Annotated in this window: 13 protein-coding genes; 3 read left to right on the forward strand and 10 right to left on the reverse strand. The window is 65.4% G+C overall.

What is annotated here, in order from left to right; translation table 11 throughout:
* Positions 1 to 24 precede the first annotated feature (24 nt).
* The gene (locus AC6LJW_RS23990; protein WP_056558255.1) at positions 25 to 843 is read left to right on the forward strand and encodes a class I SAM-dependent methyltransferase; all 819 of its coding nucleotides are present in this window, start codon (positions 25 to 27) and stop codon (positions 841 to 843) included.
* Between the two features lie 3 nt (positions 844 to 846).
* Here AC6LJW_RS23990 and AC6LJW_RS23995 read toward each other — a convergent pair whose 3' ends face one another.
* Positions 847 to 1062, reverse strand: coding sequence for a SlyX family protein (locus tag AC6LJW_RS23995; RefSeq protein WP_056558252.1), 216 nt, complete (start codon positions 1060 to 1062; stop codon positions 847 to 849).
* Positions 1063 to 1160: 98 nt separating this feature from the next.
* On the opposite strand from AC6LJW_RS23995, the gene AC6LJW_RS24000 reads away from it, so the two are divergent.
* Positions 1161 to 3227, forward strand: coding sequence for a TonB-dependent receptor domain-containing protein (locus tag AC6LJW_RS24000; protein WP_427984386.1), 2067 nt, complete (start codon positions 1161 to 1163; stop codon positions 3225 to 3227).
* Positions 3228 to 3246: 19 nt separating this feature from the next.
* On the opposite strand, the gene AC6LJW_RS24005 is transcribed toward AC6LJW_RS24000, so the two are convergent.
* Positions 3247 to 3879, reverse strand: coding sequence for a nitrogen fixation protein NifQ (locus AC6LJW_RS24005; RefSeq protein WP_369818895.1), 633 nt, complete (start codon positions 3877 to 3879; stop codon positions 3247 to 3249).
* Positions 3880 to 4058: 179 nt separating this feature from the next.
* On the opposite strand from AC6LJW_RS24005, the gene AC6LJW_RS24010 reads away from it, so the two are divergent.
* The gene (locus AC6LJW_RS24010; protein ID WP_498088441.1) at positions 4059 to 6575 is read left to right on the forward strand and encodes an ankyrin repeat domain-containing protein; all 2517 of its coding nucleotides are present in this window, start codon (positions 4059 to 4061) and stop codon (positions 6573 to 6575) included.
* A 69-nt stretch (positions 6576 to 6644) separates the two neighbouring features.
* Here the strand turns inward: AC6LJW_RS24010 and cyoD are convergent, their stop codons facing one another.
* The 8 genes from cyoD to AC6LJW_RS24050 form a co-directional block, all read right to left on the reverse strand.
* Positions 6645 to 6995 (reverse strand): cytochrome o ubiquinol oxidase subunit IV, encoded by a 351-nt coding sequence (gene cyoD, locus AC6LJW_RS24015; RefSeq protein WP_056558246.1) that lies wholly within the window; start codon positions 6993 to 6995, stop codon positions 6645 to 6647.
* Complete coding sequence (cyoC, locus tag AC6LJW_RS24020; RefSeq protein WP_056558243.1) at positions 6995 to 7609, reverse strand: cytochrome o ubiquinol oxidase subunit III; 615 nt, start codon at positions 7607 to 7609, stop codon at positions 6995 to 6997. Before cyoC ends, cyoD begins: the two co-directional genes overlap by 1 nt.
* Positions 7610 to 7612: 3 nt before the next feature.
* Positions 7613 to 9589, reverse strand: coding sequence for a cytochrome o ubiquinol oxidase subunit I (gene cyoB, locus AC6LJW_RS24025; RefSeq protein WP_056558240.1), 1977 nt, complete (start codon positions 9587 to 9589; stop codon positions 7613 to 7615).
* A gap of 2 nt (positions 9590 to 9591) precedes the next feature.
* Positions 9592 to 10500 (reverse strand): ubiquinol oxidase subunit II, encoded by a 909-nt coding sequence (gene cyoA, locus AC6LJW_RS24030; protein WP_056558238.1) that lies wholly within the window; start codon positions 10498 to 10500, stop codon positions 9592 to 9594.
* Between the two features lie 257 nt (positions 10501 to 10757).
* Entirely contained in the window at positions 10758 to 11309 is a 552-nt protein-coding gene (locus AC6LJW_RS24035; RefSeq protein WP_056558235.1) for a response regulator transcription factor, read from the reverse strand.
* 5 nt (positions 11310 to 11314) lie between these two features.
* A complete protein-coding gene (locus AC6LJW_RS24040; protein ID WP_056558232.1) occupies positions 11315 to 12520 on the reverse strand; it encodes an ATP-binding protein in 1206 nt (401 codons plus the stop codon).
* Positions 12521 to 12765: 245 nt separating this feature from the next.
* On the reverse strand, positions 12766 to 13254 hold the full coding sequence (locus AC6LJW_RS24045; RefSeq protein WP_498088442.1) for a copper chaperone PCu(A)C: 489 nt from the start codon (positions 13252 to 13254) through the stop codon (positions 12766 to 12768).
* A gap of 20 nt (positions 13255 to 13274) precedes the next feature.
* Positions 13275 to 13910, reverse strand: coding sequence for an SCO family protein (locus AC6LJW_RS24050; RefSeq protein WP_498088443.1), 636 nt, complete (start codon positions 13908 to 13910; stop codon positions 13275 to 13277).
* Positions 13911 to 14055 lie beyond the last annotated feature (145 nt).

Here is a 14055-nt window from a genome sequence, read left to right on the forward strand (position 1 = left end):
CGGGGTGGACCGACAGGACTGTGCATGGAAAAAATCGACCTCACCCGAGAGAAGGCCACGCTTCTCATCACGCTGTACGCCAAGGCGCGAGAAAGTCGGCTGCCCAATTCCGTGTTGCAGGACCATCACGCCGCCGATGCCGTCGCCCGCATCGATTACGATTTTTCCCGCCTGCGCATGCGCCGCGACGAAATGGTCGGTCTGGCGATGCGCGCCCACACGCTGGATGGCTGGGCCCGCGAATTCATCGCCGCGCACGGCGAGGCAACCGTGCTGCATCTGGGCTGCGGGCTGGACACCCGCGTGCAGCGGGTGGATCCGCCACCGGGCATCGGCTGGTACGAGGTCGACTATCCCGAGGTCATCGAACTGCGCAGCAAGCTGTATCCGCCGCGGCCGGGCTGCACGCTGGTGGGCACGCCCGTCACGGACCTGGACTGGCTGGCGCGAATCCCGGCGGGCAAGCCGACGCTGGTCGTGGCCGAAGGGCTTTTTCTTTATCTGCCCGAAGACGCGCTGCTGACCTTGCTTCGCGCGGTGACGGCGCGGTTTCCGTCCGGCGAGGTCGTCTTTGACGCCTACAACCGCCTGGGCTTGAGCTGGGTGGCGCACAACCGCATGATCCAATCGACGGGCGCCGTCACGCGCTGGAGCCTGAGGCGCCCGCAGGATCTGGAGGCGCAGGTGCCCGCCTTGCGGCTGCGCGCGGTGCGCGGCGGGTATGAAACGGACGACGCCGCGCAGCGGGCACGGTATTCGCTGCCGGCGCAGGCGGCGTTATGGCTGATGCGCCGGGTCGAGCCGTTGGGTAGTATGACCAGGCTGCTGCGCTATCACTATTAGCGGTCAGTAGTGCGGCGGCAGTTCGTCGCGCAGGCTGCGAAAGGGGGCTGCCCCCTCGGGCGCCTGCTGGCGCAGGTCAGCGACCTCGCGCATGAGCCGGTCAATCTGCTGTTGTTGGCGGACGATGATCTGGTTCAACTGCTCCAGAAGATCATCCGAGAAGCTGGCTTTGACCTCCAGGTCCATCAGCCGGCGTTCGATGTCTTGCGTATTTTCCATGGCGGGTATTAGAACCCATTCCCGCCCAAGCACAGGAGAGAAGTTTGGTACAGCGGCAATGGCGGGGCAGCGGAACGTGGCGGTGGACGGCAAGCACGATCCTGGCGCTTGCACCGGCTGCCACCGCGCTGGCGCAAGCCGACACGCTGGCCCCGGTGGTGGTGACCGGCACGCGGCTGGGCACCGCCGTGCTGGACACGCCGGCATCCGTCGATGTCGTCCAGGGCCGCACCATGCGGTGGCAGCAGCCCGGCATCAACCTGTCCGAAGGGCTGGCCAGCGTGCCTGGCCTGCAGATCCAGAACCGCCAGAACTACGCGCAGGATCTGCAGATCTCCAGCCGCGGCTTCGGTGCGCGGTCCACGTTCGGCGTGCGCGGCGTGCGCCTGTATGTGGACGGCATTCCTGCAACGATGCCCGATGGCCAGGGGCAGACCTCCAATATCGACATCGGCTCCATCGACCGCGTCGAGGTGCTGCGCGGACCGTTTTCCGCCCTGTACGGCAACTCCTCTGGCGGCGTCATCCAGGTGTTCACGCAGGACGGCGCGAATCCGCCTGAAATCACTGCCAGCGGCTGGGGCGGCAGCTACGGCACGTGGCGCTATGGGGCCCAGGCAAGCGGCGTCACGGGTATGGGCGCGGGTCAGCTCGATTACGTGCTGGACCTCTCGCGTTTCACCACCGACGGCTATCGCGACCACAGCGCCGCGCGCAAGAATCTGGGCAACGCCAAGCTGGGCCTGCAACTGAACGACGACAGCCGCCTGACACTCGTCGTCAACAGCGTCGACCTGAAGGCGCAGGATCCATTGGGCCTGACCTACCAGCAGTTCCAGGACGACCCGCGCAGCGCGCCGCTGGCCGAGCAGTACAACACCCGCAAGACGGTCAAGCAGACGCAGGGCGGGCTGGTGTTCGATCACCAGGTCGACGGCCGCAACGCGCTGCGCGTGATGGTTTATTACGGCCAGCGCGACACGACGCAATATCAATCGATCCCGCCCGCCGTGCAGATTCCGCCCACGCAAGCCGGCGGCGTAATTGATTTGAAGCGTCAGTACGGCGGGGCGGACGTGCGCTGGACCTCGGAGTTGACCCTGGCGGGCCGCGCGTTGACCGTGATCGGCGGCTTCTCGTACGACACCATGCAGGAAGACCGCAAGGGCTTTGAGAATTTCATCGGTTCTGGCGCAAGCCGGCAACTGGGTGTGAAAGGCGCGCTGCGGCGGGACGAAACCAATCGCGTGTACAACGCCGATCCCTACGCGCAAGCCTCCTGGAACTTTGCCGATCGCTGGACGCTGGACGCCGGCCTGCGTTACAGCACCGTCCGCTTCGACTCCGACGACCACTACATCACCGCCGGCAACACCGACGACAGCGGCGGCGCGCGCTACCGCAAAGCCTTGCCTGTGGCCGCGCTGCGCTATGCCGTCAACGACGATGTCAGCGTCTACACCTCATACGGACGCGGGTTCGAGACGCCAACCCTGAACGAGATCTCGTACCGGCCCGGCGGTGAGCCGGGCTTGAACTTCGGCTTGATGCCCTCGGTCAGCACCAACGTCGAGGCCGGCGTCAAGGCGCGGATGGCGGGCGGCCTCTTGACGGCCGCGGTGTTCAGCACCCGCACCGACGACGAGATCGTGTCTGCGGGCAGCCTGGGCGGGCGCACCAGCTACCAGAACGCCGGCCGCACCCGCCGCGATGGCCTGGAGCTGAGCTGGTCCGGCGAATTCGCGCGGCACTGGCGCACGCAGGTTGCCTACACGCTGCTCAACGCGCGCTACGCCGACGACGGCAGCGGCGATATCCGCGCGGGCAACAAGATCCCCGGCATTGCCCGCCAGGCGGCCTACGCGTCTCTGGCCTGGGCGCCGCCCGAAGGTTGGCAGGCGGGGGTGGAAGGCCGTTATCTGAGCAAGATCTACGTCAACGACGCCAACAACGGCGACGCGCCCGCCTATTTCGTGGCGGCCGCCAGCATCGGCTACATCAAGCGCGCGGGGCCATGGGAATTGAACGCCTACGCCCGCGTCGACAACCTGTTTGATCGCGACTATGCGGGCTCGGTCATCGTCAACGAAGGCAATGGGCGTTATTACGAACCGGCGCCGGGACGGAATGCGGGCGTGGGTGTGGGGGCGACTTACCGGTTCTGAAAGGGGCGTTTAACGCGCCCTACGCGGCGGCGGGGTAGCAGAACGCGTGGTCCTCGCAATCGCTGCATCCCGGTGCGGCGGCGGCGGGCAGGTCTGCGTGTTCGCACGCGGATTGCGCCAGGAATTTCTTCCAGCGCACGTTGTCCACGTTGCGGCTCACCAGCCCCGGATAGTGACGCGCGAGCAGCACGGTGACGTCTTCGCGTCCTGATAGGCCCAGATCGCGCCACAGGTGGTCGGGCCGCAGGCACGCGAGCGCGAGGATGCTGCTGACCCATGGGGTGGTGTCGGGGCCTGGTGCGCTGTAGGCGTCGAGCAGGACGCGCATCAACAGCGTGAAGCCGGGCTGTGGATCGATCGTGCCCGTGCCGACGTAGGCGGCATATTGCTCGCGCAGCGCGGACAAGGATGTGTCGAAGCCGGTCAGGGCGCCCGGGAACAGATAGTCGAGCAAGTCGTGCAGTTCTGCCGGCGACAAGCCGCTGCGCGCGAGGTCGTTGTGGGCGATGCTGGTGCCGATGACGGCCGCGAAAAAGCCGGCGTCGGGATGAACGGGCGGTGCGTGACGCAGCAAGGCATGCGCAAACCGCTGGGCCCGATCAATAATGCTGGCGTCGGAAATAAAGGGCGGCACGGGCACGGCGTCCATCATGATTCTTAATGCGGTAACGGTTTTATTAAGCTGTTAACTAAACAGTGTAGGGGCGAATATATAACGAAAAATCGGCGCGTTTCTGCCATATGCCAGGAATCTGCGTTGGGACATACCCCAGGGTGTTTAGCGGGGACAGGTATCATCGGCGTCCTTCCCATTGCCTGATTTCCCAAGTTATGCCGCGCCGTTATCGCCCCGCTGTCACCCGTCTGTTCGGCGCCGTCGCGCTGGCGTTGGCCGCCATGGCGGCATCGCCACCGCCCGCACTGGCCTTTGACGTCGGGGCGGTGATTGACTCGATCCGTCTTTCCCGCTATCCGCTGCGCGAACCCGAGCGCCGGGTCTGGGGCACCGAAAACGTCAAGGACGCCGTCCTCGTCGGGCAGATGGAAAACCGGCTGTACCTGTACCGGTACGTGCGCGAGGGGGCCAAGGAATTCAAGCTGGATTTCCGTTCGCAGCCGCTGGTGATCGACCCGGAAGGCTGGAAGGCGTCGCGCGAGGACAACGTGGCCGTCCGGTCCCCCCGCACGGGCGAGGCCTTCTACTGGGTCGGTTATGCCGATCGCGCCGCCAGCACCGGCAAGGCCACGGGTTTCCTGGTGGACGACAAAGGCGAGGCCGCTTCGGTCAATGCCGACACGCAGCTTGCCGTGGTCACGAGCGGCCGGCCGTGGGACGAGGCACGCCGGGCGCAGGCGCTGGCGACGTTGCAGACCGCGCTGCGCGACTATCCCGCGCGGCTGAACGCGTTTCCCGCGCAGGTGCGTTTTGAACACCAGACCGCGCCAGACGTGACGGCCACCTTCCGCACGTTGCATCAAGTGGCGCGGGCCATTCCGCGCGCCAAGACCGCGGAGTTCGACCGTGCGCTGGCCGATCTGCGCCGTTTCGTCATGGCGCAGGATTATCGCGAGATCGATCCGGGCGGCAAGGACGCCGAGATGCTGACCGCCTTGAACGATTACGGCTTCTGGCTGGCCGAATCGGGCGACACGGCGCAGGCGGAACGCATCCTGACCGACGTGCTGCGGCGCGATCCGTCGCGCACCGCCGCCTATCTGAACCGCGCCGACGCCCGCTGGAAACAGCGCGAGAAATCGCGTGAGCAGCGGGCCTATTACGAGGCGCTGGCGCGCGAGGACTACCGGCTGTATTGCACAAAACGCCTTGCCGTTGAGGACACCATTCCGGCCAACATCGCGTCGCGCATCGGCGCGGCGCTGGAAGTCTCCGCGCTGGATGCGCAGGTCTGCCGTCCGCGCCTGGCCATCTTTCAGGCGATCCAGGCGAGCGATCTGGACGCGGTGCGGGCCCAGCTCGCGGGCGGACAGGATCCGAACGGCGTGAACGAATACGGCAGGTCCGCACTGGCCGTGGCCGTGTCGCGCAAGCAACTTGAAATGGTGCGCGTGCTGCTGAACGCGGGCGCCAAGGCGGATGGCCCCGACAACGGGTTCTCGCTGGTCGCCAGCGCGTTGCCGGACGTCAAGGACACCCGCCCAGCCGCGGAGCGCTATGCGCTGGCCGACATCCTGATCGCCGCGGGCGCGCCGGTGGATGCGCTGGATTCGAACGGCACGCCGCTACTGATGCGCCGGATCTCCTACTACAGCGAAAACCGCGACAACCTGGTCTATCTGCTGGAGAAGGGCGCCAATCCCAACGCGCGCGAAAAGAACGGGCGCACGCCGCTGCACGCGGCGCTGCAAACGCCCAAGAATTTCTGGTTTGCCGAAAAGCTGCTCGCGCGCGGCGCGGACATCAATGCCGCCTACACCCGCATGTATTACGGCAACAGCCCCATGTGGGAAACGCCGCTGCTCGAGGCCCTGCGCGAATCGCCGAGCGGCGATCTGACGCCGACGGCGGCCTATGCGGTGCCAGAGCGCGTGACGTTTGCGCTAGCCCATGGCGCCGATCCCGCAGTCGGCGGCTACGGCGCCAGCAAGGAAGCGCCGGACCGCAACGGGCTGAACGAAGGACTGTCGCTGGCGGTCCGCTATCTGCAACCCGGCCTGATCGATCAGCTGGTGCAGGCCGCCAGGCCCCCGCAGGCGCCGCTTTCGACAGAGCCGTTGTCCAGTCTGCTGTCTACGTGGAATCACATGGAGAAACGCGCGGCGGCCGACGGCAACAGCGCGGCGTGGGACGGCCAGCGCGCGCGGCTGCGCGCCACTGCGGACCGGCTGGTGGCCGCGGGGGTGCCGCTGGCCGCGCCGGCCGGCACGGCGGGACCGCTGCGCAACCGGATCGCGCCGCTCAGCCTGCCGTGGCTGCCCGATGATCTGTACGAGGCCTGGCTGAAGGCGGGCGCGGACCCGACCGACCGGAGCGATTCCGACATGCGGATCGAGGGCGTCGCGGCGGCGGACGTGCTGCCGCTGGTGACGATGCTGAACCTGGGCATGGACAACAAGGTGCGGCTGCTGCTCGAACATGGCGGCACGCCGAAGACGCCGGCCCGTTGCGGCATGGCGGTGGCGGACGTGCTGGCCTGGCAGCTTGGCAACAATGGTCCGGTCAGCCCGATGGGCGGACGTGCGATCAAGCAGGTGCTCGATGCGGCTGCCGGCCCGGCCGGATGCGATCTGAACCAGACGTCGCGCGTGCAGCCGTTCGTGGGGGTGACGGCCACCGAACTGGCACGGCGCGCCGAGGTGGACCTGGCGCCGCCCGCTTCGCCGCGCTGATCCGGCTCCCCCAAAAAAAACAGGCACCCGAAGGTGCCTGTTTTTACTTGCCGGATCGGCAAGCCGTCATTACATGGCGTGGCCCATGTTGACGTTCATGTTGTACAGCACCCAGGCCGAACCACCGACGATGATGAAGATGATCATCACGGTGAAGACGAACGTGGCCAGGTTGTCGCGGGACGACTTCGATGCGCCCATGTGCAGGAAGTACACCAGCTGAACCAGCAGCTGGAGGATGCACAGTGCCACCACGCCAATGATCGTGGCGTTGTGGGACAGCGCGCCGTGCATCACCAGGCCGAACGAGCCGAAGGTGAGCAGCAGCGAGAGCACGAAACCGATGATGTAGGACTTCAGGCTGCCATGGTCGGCGGCGTGATCGTCGTGGCCGTGTGCGGCCGCAGCGGAGTGCGACATCAGAGGGCTCCCAGAAGATAGACAAAGGTGAAGACGCAGATCCAGACGATGTCCAGGAAGTGCCAGAACAGGCTCAGGCACGCCAGACGACGCTTGTTGATCGAGTCCAGGCCATGACGGCGGATCATGTCGAGCATGACGATGATCCAGATCAGGCCAAAGGTCACGTGCAGGCCGTGCGTACCGATCAGCGTGAAGAACGCGGACAGGTAGGCGCTGCGGCCCGGGTCGGCGCCGATGCTGATCAGGTGATGGAATTCATAGATTTCCATCGCGATGAAGCCCGCGCCGAACAGGAACGTGACCATCAACCAGCCCATGGCACGGCTCTTGTTGTTGGCGTGCACGTTCAGGTTGGCCATGCCGAAGGTGAAGCTGGACACCAGCAGCAACAGCGTTTCGACCAGGACGAAGTTCAGGTCGAACAGTTCCTTGCCGGACGGACCGCCCGCGGTGGCGTTGGACAACACCGCGAACGTGGCGAACAGCACCGAAAAGATCAGCAAGTCGCTCATCAGATAGACCCAGAAACCGAAAACGGTCTTGGATCCATCGTCGTGATGCGCGTGATCGTCGTGACCCGCGTGGGGGTGAGTGGCTACGGCTTGAATCATGGCTCAGGCGGCCTTCTGCATTTTGTCAAAGTGAGCGTTTTCGATGCGTTCGACTTCCGCGGCCGGGACCCAGTAGTCGACGTCGCGGTCATAGGCGCGAACGATGAACGAACCGATCATGCCCACGAGGCCGGCGATCGACAGCCACCAGATGTGCCAGATCAGCGCAAAGCACATGACCAGGCCAAAGGCGCCAATCCAGACACCGGCGGCGGTGTTCTTCGGCATGTGGATGTCTTCGTACTTGGCCGGGCGCTTGTACGCCTTGCCGCTTTGCTTGTCTTCCCAGAACTGGTCCAGTTCATCGACGTGAGGAACGTGGGCAAAGTTGTAGAAAGGCGCGGGCGAGGAGATCGACCATTCCAGCGTGCGGCCATCCCACGGATCGCCGGTGACGTCCTGGTTCTGCTTGCGCTGACGCACGGAGACAAACACTTGCTGCAGCAGGAAGAAGATGCCCAGCATGATCAGCGCGGCGCCAGCCAGCGCGACCAGCAGGTAAGGCTGCCATTCGGGGTTGTCGTAGTGGTTCAGGCGACGCGTCATGCCCTTGAAGCCCAGGATGTACAGGGGCATGAAGGCCATGAAGAAACCGACGAACCAGCAGTAGAACGAGTAACGGCCCAGACGCTCGTTCAGCGTGAAGCCGAACGCCTTCGGGAACCAGTAGATCATGCCGGCGATGCAGCCGAACACCACGCCACCAATGATGGTGTTGTGGAAGTGCGCGATCAGGAACAGGCTGTTGTGCAGCACGAAGGACACGCCGGGGATGGCCAGCATCACGCCGGTCATGCCGCCGATGACGAACACGATCATGAAGCCCAGCGTCCACAGCACCGGCGTCGTGATGCGCAGGCGGCCGCGGTAGATGGTGAACAGCCAGTTGAAGATCTTGGCCCCGGTCGGGATCGAGATGATCATTGTCGCTATGCCAAAGAAGGCATTGACGTTGGCCCCCGCGCCCATGGTGAAGAAGTGGTGCAGCCAGACCAGGAACGACAGCACGCCGATGGCGGCCGTGGCGTAAACCATGGACTTGTAGCCGAACAGCGTCTTGCGGGCGAACGTGGCAACGATTTCCGAATACACGCCGAACGCCGGGAGCACCAGAATGTAGACCTCGGGGTGACCCCAGATCCAGATCAGGTTCACGTACATCATGACGTTGCCGCCACCATCGTTCGTGAAGAAGTGCGTGCCCAGGTAGCGGTCCATCGTCAGCAGCGCCAGGGTCGCAGCCAGCACGGGGAAGGCGGCGACGATCAGGACGTTGGTGACCAGCGAGGTCCACGTGAAGATCGGCATCTTCATCAGGGTCATGCCCGGTGCGCGCATGCGCAGGATGGTGACGATGAAGTTGATGCCGCTAAGCGTTGTCCCTAGCCCGGAGATCTGCAGCGCCCAGAGGTAGTAATCCACCCCCACGCTTGGACTGTAGTCCAGCCCGGACAGCGGCGGATACGCGAGCCAGCCGGTCGCGGCGAATTCGCCCACGAACAGCGACAGCATCATCAGCACGACGCCAGCGGCGAACAGCCAGAAGCTCAACGAGTTCAGGAACGGGTACGCCACGTCGCGGGCGCCGATCTGCAGCGGCACGACGATGTTCATCAGCCCGGTGATGAAGGGCATCGCCATGAAGAAAATCATGATGACGCCGTGGGCGGTGAAGATCTGGTCGTAGTGGTGCGGAGGCAGGAAGCCCGCCGAGTCCGCGGACGCGACGGCAAGCTGCGTGCGCATCATGATGGCGTCGGCAAAGCCGCGCAGCAGCATGATCAGCGCGACGATGATGTACATCACGCCGATGCGCTTGTGGTCGACGGAGGTGAGCCACTCCGTCCACAGGTACTGCCACTTCTTGAAGTAGGTGATGGCGCCGAAGACCGCTAGGCCTCCCAGGCACACGGCGGCCAGCGTAACCATGACGATAGGGTCATGGTACGGAATGGCCTCGAGGGTGAGTTTCCCGAGCATTGTTAGTTGATTCCTGCGATCAGATTATTCGACGTGGAGGTGCACGTGGCGGAGTCCACGCCGGCCATCTTGGTCATCGTGCTGCCCAGAATGAAATCAAACATGGCGGGCGGCGCCGACGAATACTTCACGACCGGGTTGCGCTCGCTGCGCTTGGTCAGTTCCGCGTAGACATCGGGGGTCAGCGCGGTGGGAGCAGCCTTCGCTTCCTTGATCCAGTTGTCGAACCCTTCCTGCGACATGGCGTGCGCCTTGAAGCGCATGCCCGAGAAGCCGCCGCCGCTGTAGTTGGCCGAAATGCCGGCGTAGGTGCCGATTTCGCGCGCGTTCAGGTGCAGCTTGGTCTCCATGCCGGCCATCGAGTAGATCTGGCTGCCGAGCTGGGGAATGAAGAACGAGTTCATGACCGAGGCCGACGTGATCCGGAAGTTGACCGGAACGTCCACGGGGAACGCGATCTCGTTGACCGTGGCGATGTCGTATTCGGGGTAGATGAAGAGCCACTTCCAATCCAGCGAAACCACCTCGATGGTCACCGGCTTGTGATCGGACACGAGCGGCTTGTAGGGATCCAGCGCGTGCGTGGAGCGCCAGGTGATCACGGCAAGAATCGCCACGATGATACAAGGGACGGTCCAGACCACGACTTCGATTGCCGTGGAGTGAGCCCACTTGGGCTGGTAGTCAGCTTTGGTGTTGGAAGCGCGGTATTTCCAGGCAAACGCCACGATCATGATGAGGACTGGAATTACGACGAGGAGCATGAGCCCGGTCGCCGTCAGCAGCAACGTCTTTTCCTGGATGCCGATATCTCCCTTGGGGGAGAGGATTTCCATGTTGCAGCCGCCAAGCAGCATGACCGCGCCGACGCCAAATATGCGCGTAAGGGTCGCAAGGAGGGGGTGTTTCACGTACAGCCTTGGATGGAAGGTGGGAAATGCTGCAAAGCAGCAGACTGGAATGCTGCTAGGCAGCAACGTCCATCCTATCGGTTTGATCTGGGTCAAGCCTGCGACGAAAGGTCGCATTGCCTGGGAGAAATCCGGCCCAATGGCGGCGGATTCAGGGTTTTCCTAGGGGAGCAGAAGCCCCGAGGGGAGGGAGGGGGTGCGACGATATGTCGCACGTGCACATGGGGGTGTTGTAAAGATGTGTCGCCCCGCACAACTCATTCCGGGAGAACCTCGCGTTCCGGCCCCGGTTTTTTGGCCAGCTTGCGTTGAAGCGAGCGCCGATGCATGCCCAGAAGCCGCGCCGCGGCCGAAACGTTGCCGCCGGTCTCGTGCAGGGCCTGGTGAATGTGCTCCCATTCTAGGCGGTGCAATGGCGTCATGGTCGTTTCGATCGTAACTGTTTCTGGCTTCACCAGACCCAGCGTGCGCAGGATCATGGGCGCCGTGGCTGGCTTGGGCAGGTAGTCGTCGGCGCCGCGCTTGATGGCTTCCACGGCGGTCGCCACGCTGGCATAGCCGGTGACCAGCAGGATGCGCATGTCCTCGCGCAGGGCGCGCAGCGGGCGGATCAGGGTCAGGCCCGAATCTTCGCCCAGGCGCAAGTCCACCAGGGCAAAGGCCGGACGGATTTCCTCGGCCACGCGCAGCGCCTCGGCGATGCCGGTGGCGGTTCGGGTTTCCAGGCCCCGGCGCGACAGGCTGCGCTGCAGGGTGCGCACGTAGAGTTCGTCGTCGTCGATCAGCAGGCCAAGATCGTTTGCATTCATCACATTCAGGTCCCGGGGTTGCCGAGAGGCAAATAAAAGCGGATGCGGGTGCCGCCGCCTTCGGCCGCGGTCATGGTCATTTCGCCGCCCATCTGTTCCACGGTGGCGTGCGACAGGGCCAGGCCCACGCCCAGCCCTCCCGGCTTGCCGCTGTTGAACAGGCTGGTCGCCGGCAGCACGGCATGGTCGGGGTCGAAGCCCTGCCCGTAGTCCCGGACTTCGCCGCGCAGGGCGCCATAACCGTATTCCAGATGCAGGTCCACGCGGGGCGCGTCGGCGGATTCCCCCGCGTCCGCGGCGTTGTTCAGCAACGCCTGCAGCAGGTGGGCAATGGCCGGATCGACGCGCAGGCTGGTGGGCAGCGTGCCCGAGCGTTGCAGGTCGATGGTCGGCCGGATCAGGCGCCATTGCCCCACGACGCGAACCAGATCCACGGCGGTTGGGACCGCCAGATTGCGGATGCGTTCCCGGCACAGGGCCAGAAGCTGGCTGAGGGTCGTGACGTCTTCGCGCAGGTCCTCGTCGTCCTGGACCTCGGCGGCAATCTCGTCTGTCAGGAGCGTCATGGTGGCGAGCGGCGTGTTCAGCTCGTGCGCCATCGCGGCGGCGTGGGTCGCCAGGGCGACGATGCCCTCGTTGCGGGTGAAGCGTTCGCGCAGGCGGGCCAGCTCGCGCTCGCGGGCGCGCATGTCGGCGGCCAGCCGGGTCGAGAACACCAGCACCACCACCACCGAAATCAGGAAATTGGCGCCCAGACCCCACAGCAGCAGGGTGTGGGGGTCTACGTCGCCGCGCAGGGGCTGGCCGAAGATGGCGGCGGCGGCGTAACCAAGCACGCCGGCCAGCGCCGCTGCGAGCGCCCAGTTGCGGGGCAACGCCAGCGCGGCCAGCGCGGTCAGGATCAGGAACATCGTCCCGAACGGGTTGCTGATGCCGCCGCTCCAGCCCACCATCCAGGCCAGCACTGCCATGTCGATGAACAGGTGGCCGAAGGCGGTGGCGTGGGAGAGGTCGCGCGGATGGCGCAGGCGCAGGCTGGCGTAGACGTTGAAGCCGATCAGGAGGCCCACGCCCAGCCACAGCGGTTCCAGCGGCAGATCCAGGCCCAGCACGCTGCTCGCGACGAGGACGGTGGCGGCCTGGCCCGCGATGGCGAGCCAGCGCAGGCTGCAGAGGGTACGCAGGAAGGAAAAGGCGGAACTACCGGGCATATCCAGATACAGAGGCGCCGGCCAGCCTGCCGGCAGTTACGAACGCCCGGCTGCGCGGAACGCTGGCATCCGGAGCGCGGCGGCGGTGGCCGGCGGCAGCCCGGGCCGGAAGGCGCGGGCGTCGGATGTGCAGGCATTGTATGGTGAATCGGAGGGCAGCGCTGTCAAGCGGCGGGTCAATGTGTCCCCCATATGTGCGCTCCGCGGCACGCGGCAGGCGCGCGATGAGCGCCTGCCGCCCGCCATCAGTGGCCGTGACCGGCGGCCGGCGCGGCGGTCGCATTCAGCGGCCGGGCCACCGCGTCGATCGGCACGCGCCGTTGCTTGCGAGCCGCGTCCTCCACGATCAGCGTCAGGGCGACGTGGTCGCCCGGCACGATCTGCTTGGCCAGGTCGATGAGCATGACGTGGTAGCCGCCGGGCTTGAGCTGAACCGCCTGCCCAGCGGGCAAGTCGACGCCGGCGACCTGGCGCATCTTCATGACGTTGTCCTGCATCGCCATCTCGTGCACTTCCACGTGCTTGGCCGCCTGCGATTCCACGCCGACCAGCCGGCCGGCTTCCTTGGACGTGAGTTGCATGAACACGCCGGTCGCGTGTTGGTTGGGCACCGTGGCGCGCACCCAGGCGTCCTGCACGGCCAGGCCGGCGTCCTGTGCCAGCACGGAATGGCTGAATCCGGCCAGGGCCACGGCGAAGACGGCGGCCAGGGGTTTGATCGAAAGCTTTTTCATGAGGGTTTCCTTGACTGGGTTCAGAGCACGGTGCGCAGGTCTTGCGCGCATTCCTGCGCGCTCTGCTGATGGCGCAGCGCCACGCGCATCTTGCCTTCGGCGTCGATGAGGTACGTCAGCGCGGTGTGGTCCATGGTGTAGGACGAGCCGGTCGGGACTTTCTGGTAGAACACCTTGAAGGCCTGGGCGGCGGCGCGGGTCTGTTCCGCCGTGCCCCGCAGGCCGACGAAGCCGGGGTCGAAGGCCTGGGTGTAGGCGCGCAGGATTTCGGGCGTGTCGCGCTCGGGGTCGACAGTGATGAAGAGGACGCGCAGCTTGTCGGCGTCCTTGCCCAGCAGCGTCTTGATTTCGACCGCCCGGGTCAGTGCCGTCGGGCAGATGTCCGGGCATTGGGTGAAGCCGAAGAACAGCATGACCGGATGCCCGCGGTAGTCGGCCAGGCTGCGGGTCTTGCCGTCAGTGTCCTGCAACTGGAAATCGCCGGTGGTCATGCCCGACAGGTCCATGCCGTGCAGCGGCGGGACCTCGGGGCCGCAGCCGGCCAGCGGCAGCAGGGCCAGCGTCGACAGCAGCAGGCGCCGGCGCGGGTCGGGAGCGCCCGACGTCGGGGCGGCGCGCGTCACGCCGGCGGGCGTGCGCGAGAAAAAGGAATTCATTGAAACCTCTGGATTGACGAGTCGGCCGCGCGGACTGGCCGTGCGGCAAGTGCCGTCCGCAGCGTCTTACTAATTAGTAGTAAGGGGCGGGGGCGATCCTGGACGAGGTCAGGCCAGCGGTGGCGGGGCCCGCGAACCCAGCGGC

Source organism: Achromobacter sp. 1012554356, from assembly GCF_059760815.1.